This window comes from Streptomyces sp. NPDC002057 (assembly GCF_040296665.1).
GTDB lineage: Bacteria > Actinomycetota > Actinomycetes > Streptomycetales > Streptomycetaceae > Streptomyces.
In genome coordinates this window covers 1-14,417 of the sequence record NZ_JBEOXR010000025.1, presented here as the reverse complement: position 1 = coordinate 14,417, position 14,417 = coordinate 1, and the positions used below count along the sequence as shown (strand labels likewise).

Sequence of the window (14,417 nt, the reverse complement as noted above, 5' to 3'; positions counted from 1 at the left end):
CCCGCCGTCCGCCCTACCGGGCGGATGGCGCCGGTGAGGGCGCCGCCGGGTTCTCCCGCACGACGTCCAGGTACTCCGCCACCGCGTCCCGGTTGCGGGTGAGGCAGCGGATCCGCTCGGTCATCCGGTCCCGTTCGTCCTCCAGGGTCGCCAGCATCTCCGGGGTGGCGTCCGGGAAGTGGATGATCCGGGGCTTGTTCAGGCAGGGCAGGATCTGTTTGATGATCCGGGTCGGCAGGCCGGCCTCCAGCAGGCCCCGGATCTGCAGCACCCGGTCCACGTTCGAACCGTCGTACTCCCGGTAGCCGTTGGGCAGCCGGTCCGCGACGATGAGGCCCTGCTCCTCGTAGTAGCGCAGCAGTCGGCGCGGTGTTCCGGTGCGCTCCGACAGTTCCCCGATCCGCATGGGACGCCCCCTTCAGGTACACGCTTGACCCTCACATCAATGTGAGGGTTCGAGCATAGGCGCATGGCCAACCACACCACGGCGGCGGCCCGTTCGGCCGCGCCCTCCGTCCCCGCCTCCGCCGGCCGACTGCCCCTCGCGGCCCTGCTCGCCCTCGCCACCGCGGTCTTCGTCACCAGCCTCACCGAGACCCTCCCCGCCGGTGTCCTGCCCGCCATGAGCGCCGACCTCGGCGTCGGCGAGGCCGCCATGGGCCAGTCGGTCACCGTCTACGCCCTCGGTACGGCCCTCACCGCCGTCCCCCTGGCCGCCCGCACCTCCGGATGGCGCCGCAAGCGCCTGCTGCTCACCTCGGTCGCCGGATTCGCCGCCGCCAACACCGTCACCGCCGTCTCCTCCTCGTACGCCCTCACCATGGGCGCCCGGTTCCTCGCCGGCGTCGCCGCGGGTGTCGCCTGGGCCCTGCTCGCCGGCTACGCCCGCCGCATCGCCCCACCGCACCTCCAGGGCCGGGCGGTCGCCGTCGCCATGACCGGCATCCCGCTGGCGCTCTCCCTCGGCGTGCCGGCCGGTACCTTCCTCGGCGAGGCGGTGGGCTGGCGGTCCGCGTTCACCGCCATGACCGTGATCGCCGTCGGGCTCCTCGGCTGGATCGCCCTCGCCGTGCCCGACCTGCCGGGGGAGGCGCGGGGCGGGCGCGCCCCGGTCGCCCGGACCCTGAGGGTGCCCGGCGTCCTTCCCGTCCTGGCCGTCACGTTCACCCTCGTCCTGGCCCACACCGTCCTCTACACGTACGTCGCCGCCTACCTCGGCCATGTCGGCCTCGCGGGCTCCACCGGCCTCGTCCTGCTGCTCTTCGGCGGCGCCTCGCTCGCCGGGATCTGGGTCACCGGCCGGCTGATCGACCGCGGGCTCCGGATCCTGACCCTGGCCGGAACGATCCTCCTCGCCGTGGCGGCCGCCGTGTTCGCCGTACCGTCCGGCGGCACCGCGCTCGTCCTGACGGCCGCCGTGCTCTGGGGATTCGGCTGGGGCGGCGCTCCCACCCTCCTGCAGACCGCCGTCGCCGACGCGGGCGGCGACGCCGCCGACACCGCGCAGACGATGCTGGTCAGCCTCTGGAACGCGGCGATGGCGGCGGGAGGCCTCGCGGGCGGTGTCCTGCTCGACGTCCTCGGCGCCGGAGCCCTGCCCTGGAGCGTGCTCGTCCTCCTGGTCCCGACCGTGGCCGTCGTGGCGGGCGCCCGCGCCCACGGCTTCCCCGCCCGCCGGTGAACCCGCCCGGCCCCGGTCCGTGTCCGGGTGACCTGGCTCCGGCTCCCGGTCCGTGTCCGGGGAGCCCCGAGGCCCCGACCCCCGGCGGAACGCACGAAGGCCCCCGCCGCGCCGAGGCGGTGGGGGCCTTCGTCTCCGTCACGGAGAGGTCAGACGGCCGGCGGGACCCGGGGCGGGCGTCCCGTACCGCGCGTGAGCACGTAGCCGCCGATGCCCGCGAGGGCGGCGAGGACGCCACCCGCTCCGGTCCAGAGCCAGCGGTCGGACCACCAGCCGGAGGACCAGCCGTCCTCCGGGGCCGCGGCCTCGACGGCCGAGGGCCGGCCGGCGTCGGCGTCGGCCTCCGCCTGGTCGGCGGTCGTCGCCCCGGGCACGAGCGGCGCGGCGAGCGAGCCGTCCGTGGCGTGGGCGCCGCCCTGGTCGCGGAGGCTCACCCCGACCTGGGTGGTGAAGGGCTGGCCGAGGTCCTCGTCCGGCAGGCCGGTGACGGTGAGCCGCACGTAGTAGCTGCCGGGCAGCGGGTCGTTCGCCCAGGCGTCGGCCGAGGCGCGGACCGGGCGCAGCACACAGGACAGCCGCACCGAGGCGGCCTCCTTCGCCGCCGTGCGGGACTGCGTCCCGTACATGCACGGCTGACGCCGCCGCAGCCCGTCGTAGACGTCGATCCGCCAGGTGGCGGGACCGTGCCGCAGGGCCGCGTCGGGCAGGTCGACGGTGGCGTCCACCGTCGGGCGCTGTCCGGTGTCCGCCGGGAACACCCAGTAGAGGTAGTCACCCGTGGCGGCCGGAGCGGTCGCCCGCTGCCCGGGCAGGAACCTCGCGGCGGTACGGAAGGTGGTACCGGCCTCCAGCGGACCGGCGGTGGACCGGGTGTCCTCGTCGGGGGACGCGGTCGCGGACGGGGAGTCGGCCAGGGCCGCCGGGGCCGCGAGACCGAGCAGGGCGGCGCCCGCGAGCGCGGCCGTGGTGAGCGTGCGGACGGTACGCATCAGTGGGTCCTCCAGACAGCGACGCGCCAGCGGGACAGCCAGCCCCAGAGCAGACCGGCCACGAAGCCGACGAGCACCAGCGCGCCCAGCAGCCACCAGCCGCGGCCGAGACCGAACGACGCCACGTCCGAGGCGGTCGAAGGACCGTCGACGACGTCGACCGTCAGCTCGATCGGCATGCCGGGCGTCGTCTTGACCGACGGGGGAGCGGAGAACGAGTTGCTGACCTGGAGACAGACCGTCTCCGCGGCGGGCTTGGCGTCGCCCGGCCCGTCGTCGAGCTCCGGCTTCGGGTAGCGCAGGCCGGTCGAGATCACGTCGGTCCGTCCGTCGCCCGCCTCGGAGCCGCGGACGATCTCCCGGCCGTGCCGGGTGACGGCGCGCAGCAGCACCCCGTAGTCGTTGTTGACGGCACGGTCGGCCGACACGCTGACGGAGGCGCGCAGTTCCTGACCGGGCAGCAGGTCCACCCGGTACCAGCGGTGCTGGCCGAAGGACTCGCGGTCGGTGTACAGGCCGGGCTTCAGCTGCGGCGCGTCGGCGCAGCGCACCGCGCCCTCGGTGGCCACCGGGGTGACGACCGGATCGGCGGCGCGGTCGACGAGCTGACGGACCCTTCGGGAGAGGTCCTCGGTGCGGTGGACCGAGGTGTACGTGCCTCCGGTCGCCTCCGCGATGCAGGTGAGCTGCTGCCGGGTCTTGGCGTCCGGCACCAGGCCCAGGGTGTCGATGACGAGGTGGATGCCCTTCGCCGCGATCTCCCGCGCCACCTGGCAGGGGTCGAGCGGGGCGCAGGTGTCCTCGCCGTCGGTGATGAGCACGATCCGGCGGGTGGCGTCACCGCCCTCCAGGTCCTTGGCCGCGCCGAGCAGCGCCGGGCCGATCGGCGTCCACCCCGTGGGCGCCAGGGTCGCCACGGCGGTCTTGGCCTCGGTCCGGTCGAGCGGGCCGACCGGGTAGAGCTGCCGGGTGTCCTTGCAGCCGCGCTTGCGGTCCTGGCCGGGGTAGTCGGCGCCCAGGGTGCGTATGCCGAGCTGAACCTCCTCGGGCACCGCGTCGAGGACCTCGTTGAAGGCCTGCTTGGCCGCCGCCATGCGGGACTTGCCGTCGATGTCCTTGGCCCGCATGGAGCCGCTGACGTCGAGGACCAGCTCGACCTTGGGGGATTCCTTCGGCGCCGGACCGTCCGCGGTCGCGCTCGTCGGCAGGAGCGCGAGGCTCAGGGCGGCGAGCAGCGCGCAGGCCCCGGTCGCCAGCCGTTTTCTCGTGATCATCGCCGGATCGTATTGATGATCCTCCGACAATCCAAAACGAGGGCGGGGGCCGGGGTCTGACACACGGTCGGTGACGGGGGCGGGCCCGGCGGTTCCGCGCGGGGGCCGCCGGAGTCAGCGGTGCTCGGGGTTCGGGAACTCCGGCCTGCAGCCGGCGTCCCACGCCGCGCGCTGGTTGCCGTGGGCCGGGACGCCGCCCGCCCGCTTCAGCAGCCCCGCCACGTGCATCAGGTTCCACGCCATGAAGGTGGTGTTGCGGTTGGTGAAGTCGTTCTCGGGACCGCCCGAATCCGGGTCCAGGTAGGAGGGACCGGGACCGGCCTCGCCGATCCACCCCGCGTCCGCCTGGGGCGGGACCGTGTACCCCAGGTGCTGGAGGCTGTAGAGGACGTTCATCGCACAGTGCTTCACGCCGTCCTCGTTGCCGGTGATCAGACAGCCGCCCGCCCGACCGTAGTACGCGTACTGCCCCGCGCTGTTGAGGAGACTCGAACAGGCGTAGAGCCGCTCGATCACCCGCTTCATCACCGAGCTGTTGTCGCCGAGCCAGATCGGCCCGCACAGGACGAGGATGTCGGCGGCCATCACCTGCTCGTACAGCGCGGGCCAGGCGTCCGTCTCCCAGCCGTGCTCCCTCATGTCCGGCCACACCCCGGTCGCGATGTCGAGGTCGACGGCCCGCACGAGGGAGGTCGTCACGCCCTGCGCGGCCATGACCGACCGGCTGCGCTCGATCAGCCCCTCGGTGTTGCTGACCTCGGGGGAACGTTTGAGCGTGCAGTTGAGATAGAGAGCGCTGAGATCGTCGTACCGGTACTGGCGGGATTCGGGCATGGCCATCGGTGCTCTCCTCGCACACGGGGACGGCCCCTCCCGGGACCACTCCCAGCCTGGTCACCCCCGCGCCGCCGGGCCACCCGGAGCGACCGAACGCATGAGGGCAGGAGGGCGGAGAGGACAGGCGCGCGCTCAGAACGCCGTGGTGCCGGCGGGGCCCGTCGGGTCGGCGTCCGGGAGGGGGCGGGCCAGCACCCGCTGGGCCGGATCCTGGTGCCCGCCCGAGGCGAGGATGCGGACCTCGTCCCGGTCGCTGATCTCCGCCCGGATGATGCCCGAGGCGTCCTCGTAGACCGGATGACCGCCGGAGCCCTTGAAGAGGGTGCGCTCGACGACCACGACGTCCAGGGTCGCCCCCGCGCCGTCGGCGAACACCAGCTCGTACCTGAGTGTGCTCATTCGCCCTATTTTACGCTGATGGGCCCGACTCCGGCCCCCGCCCGGGCCGCCGCGAAACCGCTGGTTAGAGTGGGGGGAGGTGGCGCCGCCGCACCAGGGTCGGGCGCGAGACCGGGCCGACTGTCGACCACAGGGTCCCGTACCACCACGAGCCCGCCCCCCTGCCTCGCCCGGCCCACGGCCGCCTGCCCCGGAAACGCACCCCCCATGAGCACCGACACCGCCCTGCGCCCCGACCCCGCCGCCGACCCCGGGGGCCGACGCCCGTGGTGGCCCCGGATGGCCGGCCGGGCCCCCGCGCGGCCCACCCCCGCGGCCGCCGTCCACAGCGTCAGCGCCGCCACGGCCGCCCTCCTCGCGCTCGTCGCGATCGGCGCCGCCCTGCACGAACCGGTGCTGATACCGCCCCTCGCCGCCAGCGCCGCCCTCGTGCACTGCGCCCCCGCGCTCCCCCTGGCCCAGCCGCGCAGCGTGGTCGTCGGCCACCTCCTCGGCGCCGCCACCGGGTACGCGGTGGCGGCGCTCGCGCACGGCAGCGCGTGGGCCGCCGCCCTCGCCGCCGGCGTCACCCTCGCGCTCACGACCCTGGCCAGGACCCCGCACTCGCCGGCCTGCGCCACCGCCGTCGTCATCGTGCTCCAGGCACCCGCGCCGGCCAGGTTCGTCCCCCTCCTGTTCGGGTCCACGCTCCTGCTCGTGCTGACGGCGTTCGCCGCCTCCCGGGTCCGGCGCGGAGCACCGAGGTACCCGGCCTACTGGTGGTGACCCGACCCGACCGGCGGGAACCCGTCAACTCCGTGGGACGGAGCGGGGGATGAGCCGGGCGGACCGGGGTACCCGATGCCCATTCGAATCACTAGGAGGAACCATGGGCGTGGGTGTGTTCATCATCATGATCGCGGTCGGAGCCATTCTCACCTTCGCGTCCGACTGGCAGCTCGACGGAGTCAACCTCGATCTGGTCGGTCTGATCCTCATGGCCGTCGGCATCATCGGAACGGCCGTCTACACCAGCATCCTGCGTCGCCGTCGCGTCGTCGTCCCGCCGGTCGCCCCCACGGTGACCCAGGACGACCGGCGGGACCTGCTCTGAGGGCCTGAGGGACGGTGTCCCTCACCGCCCCGGCCGGCACCGCACGAGTCCGGCACCACACGAGAGGGGTGGCCACGCGAACCGCGTGGCCACCCCTTCTCCCTGTTCCTCTCCGTCCCGGGGCCGGCGGCTCCGTCCCGCGTCAGCGGTCGAACGTCACCGCCGCGTGGATCGTCTTGCCGTCGGCCTGCGTGTCCACGCTCACCTCGCGGCACAGCCGCAGCACGATCGGCCAGCCGAAGCCGCCGGGACGCAACTCGTCGTGCAGCTCGTAGAGCGGGGACGCCGTACTGGCGTCGGACACGGACACGGTCACGCGGTCGCGACCGATCCCCAGCCCGAATCCGGTGACGCCGCCCGCGTGCCGGTGGGCGTTCGTGACCAGCTCCGAGGTGACGAGGAGCAGGTCCTCGATCTGGGCGGGGTGCAGGGGGCCGAGGCCCGCGAGCGTGTGGCGGACGGCCTGCCGCGCCTGCGCCGGTGTACGGACCGGGGAGGGTCCGGCGTCCTCCGTGTCGCGCGGGTCCGTCCCTGACGCCCGGGACCGGGTGTCGCTCCGGGTGTTCATGGCGGGTCCCTTTCTTCCTGCTTCACCTGGTTCATCAACACGTGATGTGTTTCGCCTGCCCGTTCGACCCGGAGTGATGCGTCCCACCTGGGGCGGGAGCGGCCGTCGACGGATGAGGAGTGCGCCTGGGAAGCGCGGGTACGCGGAAATGGACCGCTGAACGCACCCTGAGGCAGAGGAGGTTGTCGCCGTGCGGACCGAACCGGCCGAGACGACGACGTACGCGACGACGACGGACGTGACGAACGGCACGCGTGAGGACCTGCCCGTGCTCGACGCTCCCCACGAGCTCCCGCCCCATGACGCGCGGGCGCTGTCGAAGGTCTTCTTCCGCGAGCTGGCGGTGCGGGAGGAGGGGACGGAGGGGCATCAGTACGTCAGGAACACCCTGATCGAGATGAACATGTCGCTCGTGCTGTACGCGGCGAGGAGGTTCCGCGCGCGCGGCGACGAGATGGAGGACATCGTCCAGGTCGGCATGGTCGGCCTGATCAAGGCGATCGACCGCTTCGACCTCTCCCGCGAGGTGGAGTTCGCCACCTTCGCCGTGCCGTACATCGTGGGCGAGATCAAGCGGTTCTTCCGCGACACCAGCTGGGCGGTGCACGTCCCGCGCCGGCTCCAGGAGGCGCGGGTGGAGCTGGCGAAGGCGACCGACGAGCTGAGCTCGCGGCTCGGCCGGGCCCCCAGGACCGCCGAGCTCGCGCCGCTCATGGAGCTGTCCGAGGAGGAGGTGGTCGAGGCCCAGGTCGCCGCCAACGGCTACAACTCGACCTCCCTGGACGCCGCGATCGTCGGCGGCGACAGCGAGGACGACGACGCCGCCCTGGCCGACCTGATCGGGCGGGAGGACCCCGCGCTCGAACTGTTCGAGGACTTCCACACCCTCGCCCCGCTCGTGGAGGCCCTCGCCCCGCGCGACCGGCTCCTGCTGCACCTGCGGTTCGTCGAGGAGCTGACGCAGACCGAGATCGGCGAGCGCATCGGTGTCTCGCAGATGCACGTCTCGCGACTCCTCGCCCGGAGCCTGAACAGGCTGAGGGAAGGCATGCTCCAGCCGGGTACGGACGGCTGATCCGTGGCCGGCGGCGCGGGCCGACGGCCGGGAGGGGGTGGGGTCCGGCGGAGTCCGGACCCCACCCCCTCCCCGTTCTCAGTGGACCTGGTCCGGGGGCGTGGCGATGTAGGAGGGCCGCCGGACCGGGGCGGCGAAGGGTGCCTCCGGCCGGTTCTCCACGCTGTTGAAGACGAGGAACACATTGCTCCGGGGGTACGGGGTGATGTTGTCGCCCGACCCGTGCAGGGCGTTGCAGTCGAACCAGGTGGCCGATCCCGCGGGGCCGGTGAAGTGCCGGATGCCGCAGGCCTCGGCGAAGGTGGTCAGCGCCTCGTCGGACGGGGTGCCCGCGTCCTGCATCCGGAGCGACTTCTTGTAGTTGTCCCTGGGGGTGGCGCCGGCGCAGCCCAGGAAGGTGCGGTGCGAGCCCGGCATGATCATCAGGCTGCCGTTGGTGGTGTGGTTCGGGGTGAGCGCGATCGACACCGAGACGGTCCGCATCTGCGGCAGGCCGTCCTCCGCGTGCCAGGTCTCGAAGTCCGAGTGCCAGTAGAAGCCGCTGGCGCCGAAGCCGGGCTTGACGTTGACCCGCGACTGGTGGACGTAGACGTCGGAGCCGAGGATCTGGCGGGCGCGCCCGACGATCCGGGGATCCTCGGCCAGTCGGCCGAAGATCTGGCTCAGCCGGTGCACCTCGAAGACGGAACGTATCTCCTGGGAGTGGGGTTCGACGATCGACCGCTCGTCGGCCCGGAGGGCGGGGTCCGTGACGAGCCGGTCCAGCTCCGCCCGGAGCACGTCGACCTCGTCCGGGGTGACGATCTCGTCCACCGTGACGAAGCCGTCGCGGTCGAACTCCTCCAGTTCACGGGCCCAGAAGGGGCCCGGCGTGCCGGGCTCGGACCACACGACGGGGTCCTTGCGGCCGATCAGTTCCTCCTTCGGGCCACGGGTGGGGTAGAGGTCGACGGGGCGGGTGGGTGCGGAGGGCATGAGGGAGTGCGCTTCCTTTCTCGGACGGGTCCCGGTGGGTGGGGGTGCCGTGGGTCAGGCGTCGTCCCGGACGGACTCGTCGGGCTCGGTGAGCAGGGGGTAGACGCCGTTCTCGTCGTGGTCCTCGCGGCCCGTGACGGGCGGGTTGAAGACGCAGAGGCAGCGGAAGTCCCGCTTGACCTTGAGCGTGTGGCGTTCGTGACCGTCGAGCAGGTACATCGTCCCGGGCACGATCGTGTACGTACGCCCCGTCTCGTGGTCGGTGAGTTCGGCCTCGCCCTCTGTGCAGACGACCGCCTCGACGTGGTGCGCGTACCACATGGACGTCTCGGTGCCCGCGTACAGCACCGTCTCGTGGAGGGAGAAGCCGACCCGCTCGCGGGCCAGCAGGATGCGCTTGCTCTCCCAGGTTCCCGAGGCGGCCCTCACGTGCCGCTCGGTGTTCTCCAGCTCGTCGAAGGAACGGACGATCATGGCTGTGACCTTTCGGTTCTCGTGGGCGAAGGGGGCTTCGGGGACGGGGGTCAGGCGGTGTGGCGGACGGAGCGGGCCAGGATGCCGAGGCCCTCGTCGAGCTCGTCGTCGGTCACGGTCAGCGGAGGCAGCAGCTTGACCACCTCGCCGCGCGGGCCCGAGGTCTCCACCAGCAGGCCGGTCTCGAAGGCACGCCGGCACACGGCGTCGGCGCGCTCCCCGTCGGCGAACTCCAGGCCCCACACCAGACCGCGGCCGCGGACCGCGAGGCCGGTGCGGCCGTCGCCCCCGCACAGGTCGAGCAGGGCGCGCTCCACCCGGTCGGCCCGGGCCAGGGTGCGCGAGCGGAGGGCGCCGTCGCGCCAGTGGGCGTCGAGGGCGGCCGTGGCGGTGACGAAGGCGGGGTTGTTGCCGCGGAAGGTGCCGTTGTGCTCGCCGGGCTGCCACACGTCCAGCTCGGGCCGGAAGAGGCAGAGCGCCATCGGCAGGCCGTAGCCGCTGATGGACTTGGACAGGGTGACGATGTCGGGCGTGATGCCCGCCTCCTCGAAGGAGAAGAAGTCACCGGTGCGTCCGCAGCCCATCTGGACGTCGTCCACGATGAGGAGCATGTCGTGCCGGCGGCAGAGCTTCGCGAGCTCGCGCAGCCACTCGGCCCGGGCGACGTTGATGCCGCCCTCGCCCTGGACGGTCTCGACGATGACGGCCGCCGGGTGGTCGAGGCCGGATCCGGCGTCGTCCAGGAGCCGCTCGAACCAGAGGAAGTCGGGGGTCCGCCCGTCGAGGTAGTCGTCGAACGGCATGCGGATGGCGTGGTTCAGCGGGACGCCCGCGCCGGCGCGCTTGGCGGCGTTGCCCGTCACGGCGAGCGAGCCGAGCGACATCCCGTGGAAGGCGTTGGTGAAGGAGACCACGGTCTGCCGCCCGGTGACCTTGCGGGCGAGTTTCAGGGCGGCCTCGACGGCGTTGGTGCCGGTGGGGCCGGGGAACATCACCTTGTAGGGCAGGGCGCGGGGCTCCAGGACCGTCTCGTGGAAGGTCTCCAGGAAGGCGCGCTTGGCGGTCGTCGACATGTCGAGGCCGTGGGTGACACCGTCCCCGGCGATGTAGTCGAGGAGGGCCCGCTTGAGGGCCGGATTGTTGTGGCCGTAGTTGAGTGAGCCCGCACCGGCGAAGAAGTCCAGGTACGGACGCCCCTGCTCGTCGTACAGCCTGGTGCCGCTGGCGCGTTCGAAGACCACGGGCCAGGCGCGGCAGTAGCTGCGAACCTCCGATTCGAGGGTCTCGAAGACGGAGGGGGCGGCGATGTCGGTCAGGGTCACGTGTCTCTTCTCCAGAGTGGGTTCGGGGCGTGGGGCGCGCGGACGAGGGGGCTCAGGACGCCGGGGGAGCGACGGGGCCGATGCGGTACAGCACCTCGGACTCGTGCCCGGCCGCCGGGAAGGAGGCCGACGGGAAGAGGACCTCCTGCGTCAGGTGCGCGCCGTGGCGGCGTGCGTAGGACCGGAAGAGCCGGTCGGACGCCAGGTTTCCCGGCGTGACGGTCGCCTCGACACGGCTGATTCCGTGCTCGGCCGCCACCCGTGCGGACAGAGCGTCGAGCAGGGTCCCGGCTACCCCGCTTCCGCGGTGCGAATCCTCGACGGCGATCTGCCAGACGAAGAGCGTCTCCGGCGCGTCGGGCCTCAGATAGCCGGTCACGAAGCCGATCGGGCGTCCGGAGGCGTCACGGGCGACGGCGGTCGTGTCGGCGAAGTCACGGCACCACAGCAGATAGCTGTACGGCGAGTTGAGGTCGAGTTCGCCCGAGCCGCGTGCGATCCGCCAGAGCTCGGCGCCGTCCGCGATCGTCGGGGGTGTCGTACGGGCAGTGGTCCTCGTGGCTGTGGTCATGGGCGCCGAAGCTACCGAGTAGATCTCGGAACTTCCTGGCCCAGCGGGGTTGTCCGCTGCGCCTGGACGTGATAATTGGGCCGACGTCTCCAGAGAGGCTAAACGCGAGCTTGATCACGCGGAAAACGCGTACAGAACAGGACGAAGTGACCGTTTATAACGGACAGGTAACGCATTGGGGGTGTGTCATTCGGTCCCGTCAAAAGCGTGAGACGATCCGCCATTTCGCGTTTGAGGGCCCCGGGAGCGGTCATGCGTACGGGTCCGTCTCGCACGGAAGCCGGGCCGGGTGTGCGACCCGGCCCGGCTTCGTGTGGTGGGGAGACGGCGGACTACCAGATCGCCTCGACCCACTCCGGGTGGTCGATGAACGGGTTCCGGTTGCCCTGGTAGGTGCTGTGGATGACGTCGTTGCGCCGCTCCTCGAACGCGCTCGGCGGGTCCTGCTCGTTCCACTGCTTCAGGACCGAGAGGCGGCCGTGGAAGCGGACGCTGCCGTTGGTGGTCGACTCGTTGGGCTCCAGGTCGGCCCAGGCGTCGTCGCCCTCGTAGCGGACCGCCATGTAGAGGATCATGCGGGCCACGTCACCCTTGTCGGCGTCGCGCGGCTCGAAGGAGTTGCTGTCCGTGTAGCTGCCGGGCGCGCCGCTGACCGGGCTGCCGCCGTTGTCGAAGTCCTTGTTGCCGCGGATGCTGTTGACCTGGACGTCCGCCGCGCGCAGGTGGTGCAGATCGGTGCCGGGGCCGGCCGAGGTGCCGAAGTTGCCGTGGGACTGGGCCCAGGTGTGCTCGCGGTTCCAGTCGCCGACGTCACCTCCGTTGAGGCTCTTGCTCCGCGAGGTTCCGCTGTAGAGCAGGATCACGTTGTTGGTGTTGTTGGGGTCCTGGTCGGCGACCTTCAGCGCGTTCCAGACCGCGTCGTACGAGATCTTGCTCTGGCTGCCGATGATGGTGTGCAGCGAGGACTTGAGGCTCGTGCCGGTCTTGCCGATCGCGTTCTTGTAGTACGTGCTGTCGTACGCGGTGGTCGTGGCGCCTGCGGGAGTCGCGGTGACCGCGGGGAGCGTGACGCCGACGAGGGTGGCGGCCACGGCCGCTGCCCACACCTTCCATCTGTCGATCCGCACAACGGACATGGGGGGCCCTTTCCCGGGGACGGTACGCGCGGGCGGCGGGGGCCGGCTCAAGGCTCCCGCTGTCTACGCGTGTTGACTTCGTGTCACCGGGAGGGTGGCATGCGACAGGTACCTGTCATGTAACGCGGAGGAGGCTGTTCAGTGACGTTCTCGCATATGGCGTCGCCGAACAGCCCCGAAGGTCCCGCTTCCGGAGCGTTCAGGCGCCCCGGACGTCCACCGGCATCCCCTTCGGCTCCTTGATCCGCTTCATGATGATCTGGGAGTTGACCTCGGTGACCCCGGTCAGGGTGGTCAGCCGCTCGATCCACAGCCGCTCGTACGCCGCGAGGTCGGCCACCGCGATCCGCAGCAGGCAGCCGGGGCTCCCGAACAGCCGGTACGCCTCGATGACGTCCGGCACGTCCCGGAGGGCCTCCTCGAAGGCCTCCACCGTCTCGCGGTCGCGCCGCACCTCCACCGAGACGAGCACCTCGAAGCCCCGCCCCACCGCCTCCGGATCGATGATCGCCCGGTAGCCCCGGATCACCCCGTCCTGCTCCAGCTGGCGCACCCGCCGCAGACAGGGGGACGGGCTGAGCCCCACCCGCTGGGCCAGCTCCTGGTTGCTCAGCCGGCCGTCGTTCTGGAGCTCGCGCAAGATATGGAGATCGATTCGGTCCATGGCGCAATTATCTACCACGATGAAACATTTCAGCGGGGGACTTCGCAATCGTATTGCGCGCATTCTGTCCTATCGTTGCCAAGCAGGGTGATTTCGGCACGGAGCAAGGGCGGCAGTGATGAAGCGGACGAACCACGGAGGAGCGCGCCGGATCGTCGTCATCAGCACCGGTGGCACGATCGCCAGCCGCTGGCAGGGCACCGGGTACGCGGCCGACGCCTCCGGCAGCGACGTCCTGGCCACCGCGCCGCTCCCCGAGGGCGTCACCGTCGAGGTCGTCGACCTCTTCAACGTCAACAGCTCCCGGGTGACCGCGGCCCACCAGCTCGCCCTCCTGCGCACCGTGCACGAGACCCTCGCCGACCCCGGTGTCGACGGCATCGTGATCACCCACGGCACCGACACCCTGGAGGAGACCGCCTTCCTCCTCGACCTGCACCACACCGACTCCCGGCCCGTCGTCCTCACCGGCGCCCAGCGGCCCTTCGGCACCGGCGACGGGGACGGCCCCGGCAACCTGTACGACGCGCTCCAGGTCGCCTCCACCGTCAGTGACCTCGGCGTCCTCGTCGTCTTCGACGGACGTGTCCACGCCGCCCGCGGCACCGTCAAGACCCGGACGCTCGCCGCCGACGCCTTCTCCGACCCCTCGGCCGAGCGCCTGGGCCGTGTCGGCTTCTCCCGCGTCGACATCGAACGGCAGCCGGAGCGCCCGACGCCCCTGCCGCTCCCCGCCGCCGCGTACAAGGCGGACCCCGCCGCCACCGGGCCCGACGCCCTGCCGCTGCCCCGGGTCGCCATCGTCACCCACCACTCCGACGGCGACCCCCTCCTCCTGAACGCGGCCGTCGCCGCGGGCGCCCGGGGCATCGTCCTCGTCGCGACCGGTGCGGGCAACGCCACGCCGGAGATCGCCGCCGCCGTCGCCGACGCGGTCGCCGAGGGTGTCCTCGTCGCCGTGACCACCCGTGTCCCCGCCGGACCGCTGGCCGAGATCTACACCGGCGGCGGAGCCGTCGACCTCGTCGCCGCCGGGGCGCTCCTCACCGGCACGCTCCGGGCCGCCCAGGCGCGGATAGCCGTTCTCGCCACGCTCCTCGCCGACGGCGGCGCGGGCGACCCCGTCCGCAGCACGGCGCTCCTGCGCCGCCTCCTCGACGGACCGGTCCGCGCGGAACCGGCCCTCGCCACCGGCGGCTCCCGCTCGGCCTCGGCCGTGGCCGCCCGCGCCTGACCCGGCGCACACAGAACCCCGGCTCGCGGGCCGAGCGCGGCGGGGACCGCGCACCAGGGCAGCAGGGAGAGCAGCTGTGGCACGGGCGTGACCGCGTCCGTGCCGAGGAGGCGGCAGGCCGTGAG

The 14,417-nt window shown here is 72.3% G+C and carries 17 protein-coding genes; 5 read left to right on the top strand and 12 right to left on the bottom strand.

Annotation, left to right across the window (positions count from 1 at the left end):
* Positions 1 to 13: 13 nt before the first annotated feature.
* Positions 14 to 406 (bottom strand): MerR family transcriptional regulator, encoded by a 393-nt coding sequence (locus ABT129_RS20220; protein ID WP_351903045.1) that lies wholly within the window; start codon positions 404 to 406, stop codon positions 14 to 16.
* A gap of 63 nt (positions 407 to 469) precedes the next feature.
* Here ABT129_RS20220 and ABT129_RS20215 point away from each other — a divergent pair, with 63 nt between their 5' ends.
* The gene (locus ABT129_RS20215) at positions 470 to 1,681 is read left to right on the top strand and encodes an MFS transporter (protein ID WP_351903042.1); all 1,212 of its coding nucleotides are present in this window, start codon (positions 470 to 472) and stop codon (positions 1,679 to 1,681) included.
* A 149-nt stretch (positions 1,682 to 1,830) separates the two neighbouring features.
* Here ABT129_RS20215 and ABT129_RS20210 read toward each other — a convergent pair whose 3' ends face one another.
* The 4 genes from ABT129_RS20210 to ABT129_RS20195 form a co-directional block, all read right to left on the bottom strand.
* Positions 1,831 to 2,670, bottom strand: coding sequence for a hypothetical protein (locus ABT129_RS20210; RefSeq protein ID WP_351903039.1), 840 nt, complete (start codon positions 2,668 to 2,670; stop codon positions 1,831 to 1,833).
* Complete coding sequence (locus tag ABT129_RS20205) at positions 2,670 to 3,944, bottom strand: VWA domain-containing protein (protein ID WP_351903036.1); 1,275 nt, start codon at positions 3,942 to 3,944, stop codon at positions 2,670 to 2,672. Before ABT129_RS20205 ends, ABT129_RS20210 begins: the two co-directional genes overlap by 1 nt.
* Before the next feature lie 114 nt (positions 3,945 to 4,058).
* Entirely contained in the window at positions 4,059 to 4,784 is a 726-nt protein-coding gene (locus ABT129_RS20200) for a flavodoxin family protein (protein ID WP_351903034.1), read from the bottom strand.
* 129 nt (positions 4,785 to 4,913) lie between these two features.
* Positions 4,914 to 5,180: a DUF6296 family protein gene (locus ABT129_RS20195; protein WP_351903032.1), complete on the bottom strand. Its 267-nt coding sequence runs from the start codon at positions 5,178 to 5,180 to the stop codon at positions 4,914 to 4,916.
* 207 nt (positions 5,181 to 5,387) lie between these two features.
* Between ABT129_RS20195 and ABT129_RS20190 the strand changes: the two genes are divergently transcribed.
* Both ABT129_RS20190 and ABT129_RS20185 read left to right on the top strand, forming a co-directional pair.
* Positions 5,388 to 5,945 (top strand): HPP family protein, encoded by a 558-nt coding sequence (locus ABT129_RS20190; RefSeq protein ID WP_351903030.1) that lies wholly within the window; start codon positions 5,388 to 5,390, stop codon positions 5,943 to 5,945.
* Between the two features lie 103 nt (positions 5,946 to 6,048).
* Complete coding sequence (locus tag ABT129_RS20185) at positions 6,049 to 6,273, top strand: DUF6458 family protein (protein WP_351903028.1); 225 nt, start codon at positions 6,049 to 6,051, stop codon at positions 6,271 to 6,273.
* Between the two features lie 142 nt (positions 6,274 to 6,415).
* Here ABT129_RS20185 and ABT129_RS20180 read toward each other — a convergent pair whose 3' ends face one another.
* A complete protein-coding gene (locus tag ABT129_RS20180; RefSeq protein WP_351903025.1) occupies positions 6,416 to 6,841 on the bottom strand; it encodes an ATP-binding protein in 426 nt (141 codons plus the stop codon).
* Positions 6,842 to 7,031: 190 nt separating this feature from the next.
* Here ABT129_RS20180 and ABT129_RS20175 point away from each other — a divergent pair, with 190 nt between their 5' ends.
* Positions 7,032 to 7,916: an RNA polymerase sigma factor SigF gene (locus ABT129_RS20175; protein ID WP_502981824.1), complete on the top strand. Its 885-nt coding sequence runs from the start codon at positions 7,032 to 7,034 to the stop codon at positions 7,914 to 7,916.
* 78 nt (positions 7,917 to 7,994) lie between these two features.
* Here the strand turns inward: ABT129_RS20175 and thpD are convergent, their stop codons facing one another.
* The 6 genes from thpD to ABT129_RS20145 all read right to left on the bottom strand — a co-directional run bounded on the left by thpD (position 7,995) and on the right by ABT129_RS20145 (position 13,058).
* A complete protein-coding gene (gene thpD, locus ABT129_RS20170) occupies positions 7,995 to 8,891 on the bottom strand; it encodes an ectoine hydroxylase (RefSeq protein ID WP_351903021.1) in 897 nt (298 codons plus the stop codon).
* A gap of 54 nt (positions 8,892 to 8,945) precedes the next feature.
* Positions 8,946 to 9,365 carry an ectoine synthase gene (locus tag ABT129_RS20165; protein WP_351903018.1) on the bottom strand — a complete coding sequence of 140 codons (420 nt, stop codon included), beginning with the start codon at positions 9,363 to 9,365 and terminating at the stop codon, positions 8,946 to 8,948.
* Between the two features lie 50 nt (positions 9,366 to 9,415).
* The gene (gene ectB, locus ABT129_RS20160) at positions 9,416 to 10,681 is read right to left on the bottom strand and encodes a diaminobutyrate--2-oxoglutarate transaminase (protein WP_502981831.1); all 1,266 of its coding nucleotides are present in this window, start codon (positions 10,679 to 10,681) and stop codon (positions 9,416 to 9,418) included.
* A gap of 58 nt (positions 10,682 to 10,739) precedes the next feature.
* Entirely contained in the window at positions 10,740 to 11,258 is a 519-nt protein-coding gene (gene ectA, locus ABT129_RS20155; RefSeq protein WP_351903012.1) for a diaminobutyrate acetyltransferase, read from the bottom strand.
* Positions 11,259 to 11,590: 332 nt separating this feature from the next.
* Entirely contained in the window at positions 11,591 to 12,394 is an 804-nt protein-coding gene (locus ABT129_RS20150) for an endonuclease I family protein (protein WP_351903009.1), read from the bottom strand.
* A gap of 199 nt (positions 12,395 to 12,593) precedes the next feature.
* Entirely contained in the window at positions 12,594 to 13,058 is a 465-nt protein-coding gene (locus tag ABT129_RS20145) for an Lrp/AsnC family transcriptional regulator (RefSeq protein WP_125667971.1), read from the bottom strand.
* Between the two features lie 118 nt (positions 13,059 to 13,176).
* Between ABT129_RS20145 and ABT129_RS20140 the strand changes: the two genes are divergently transcribed.
* The gene (locus ABT129_RS20140; RefSeq protein ID WP_351903005.1) at positions 13,177 to 14,292 is read left to right on the top strand and encodes an asparaginase; all 1,116 of its coding nucleotides are present in this window, start codon (positions 13,177 to 13,179) and stop codon (positions 14,290 to 14,292) included.
* Positions 14,293 to 14,417 lie beyond the last annotated feature (125 nt).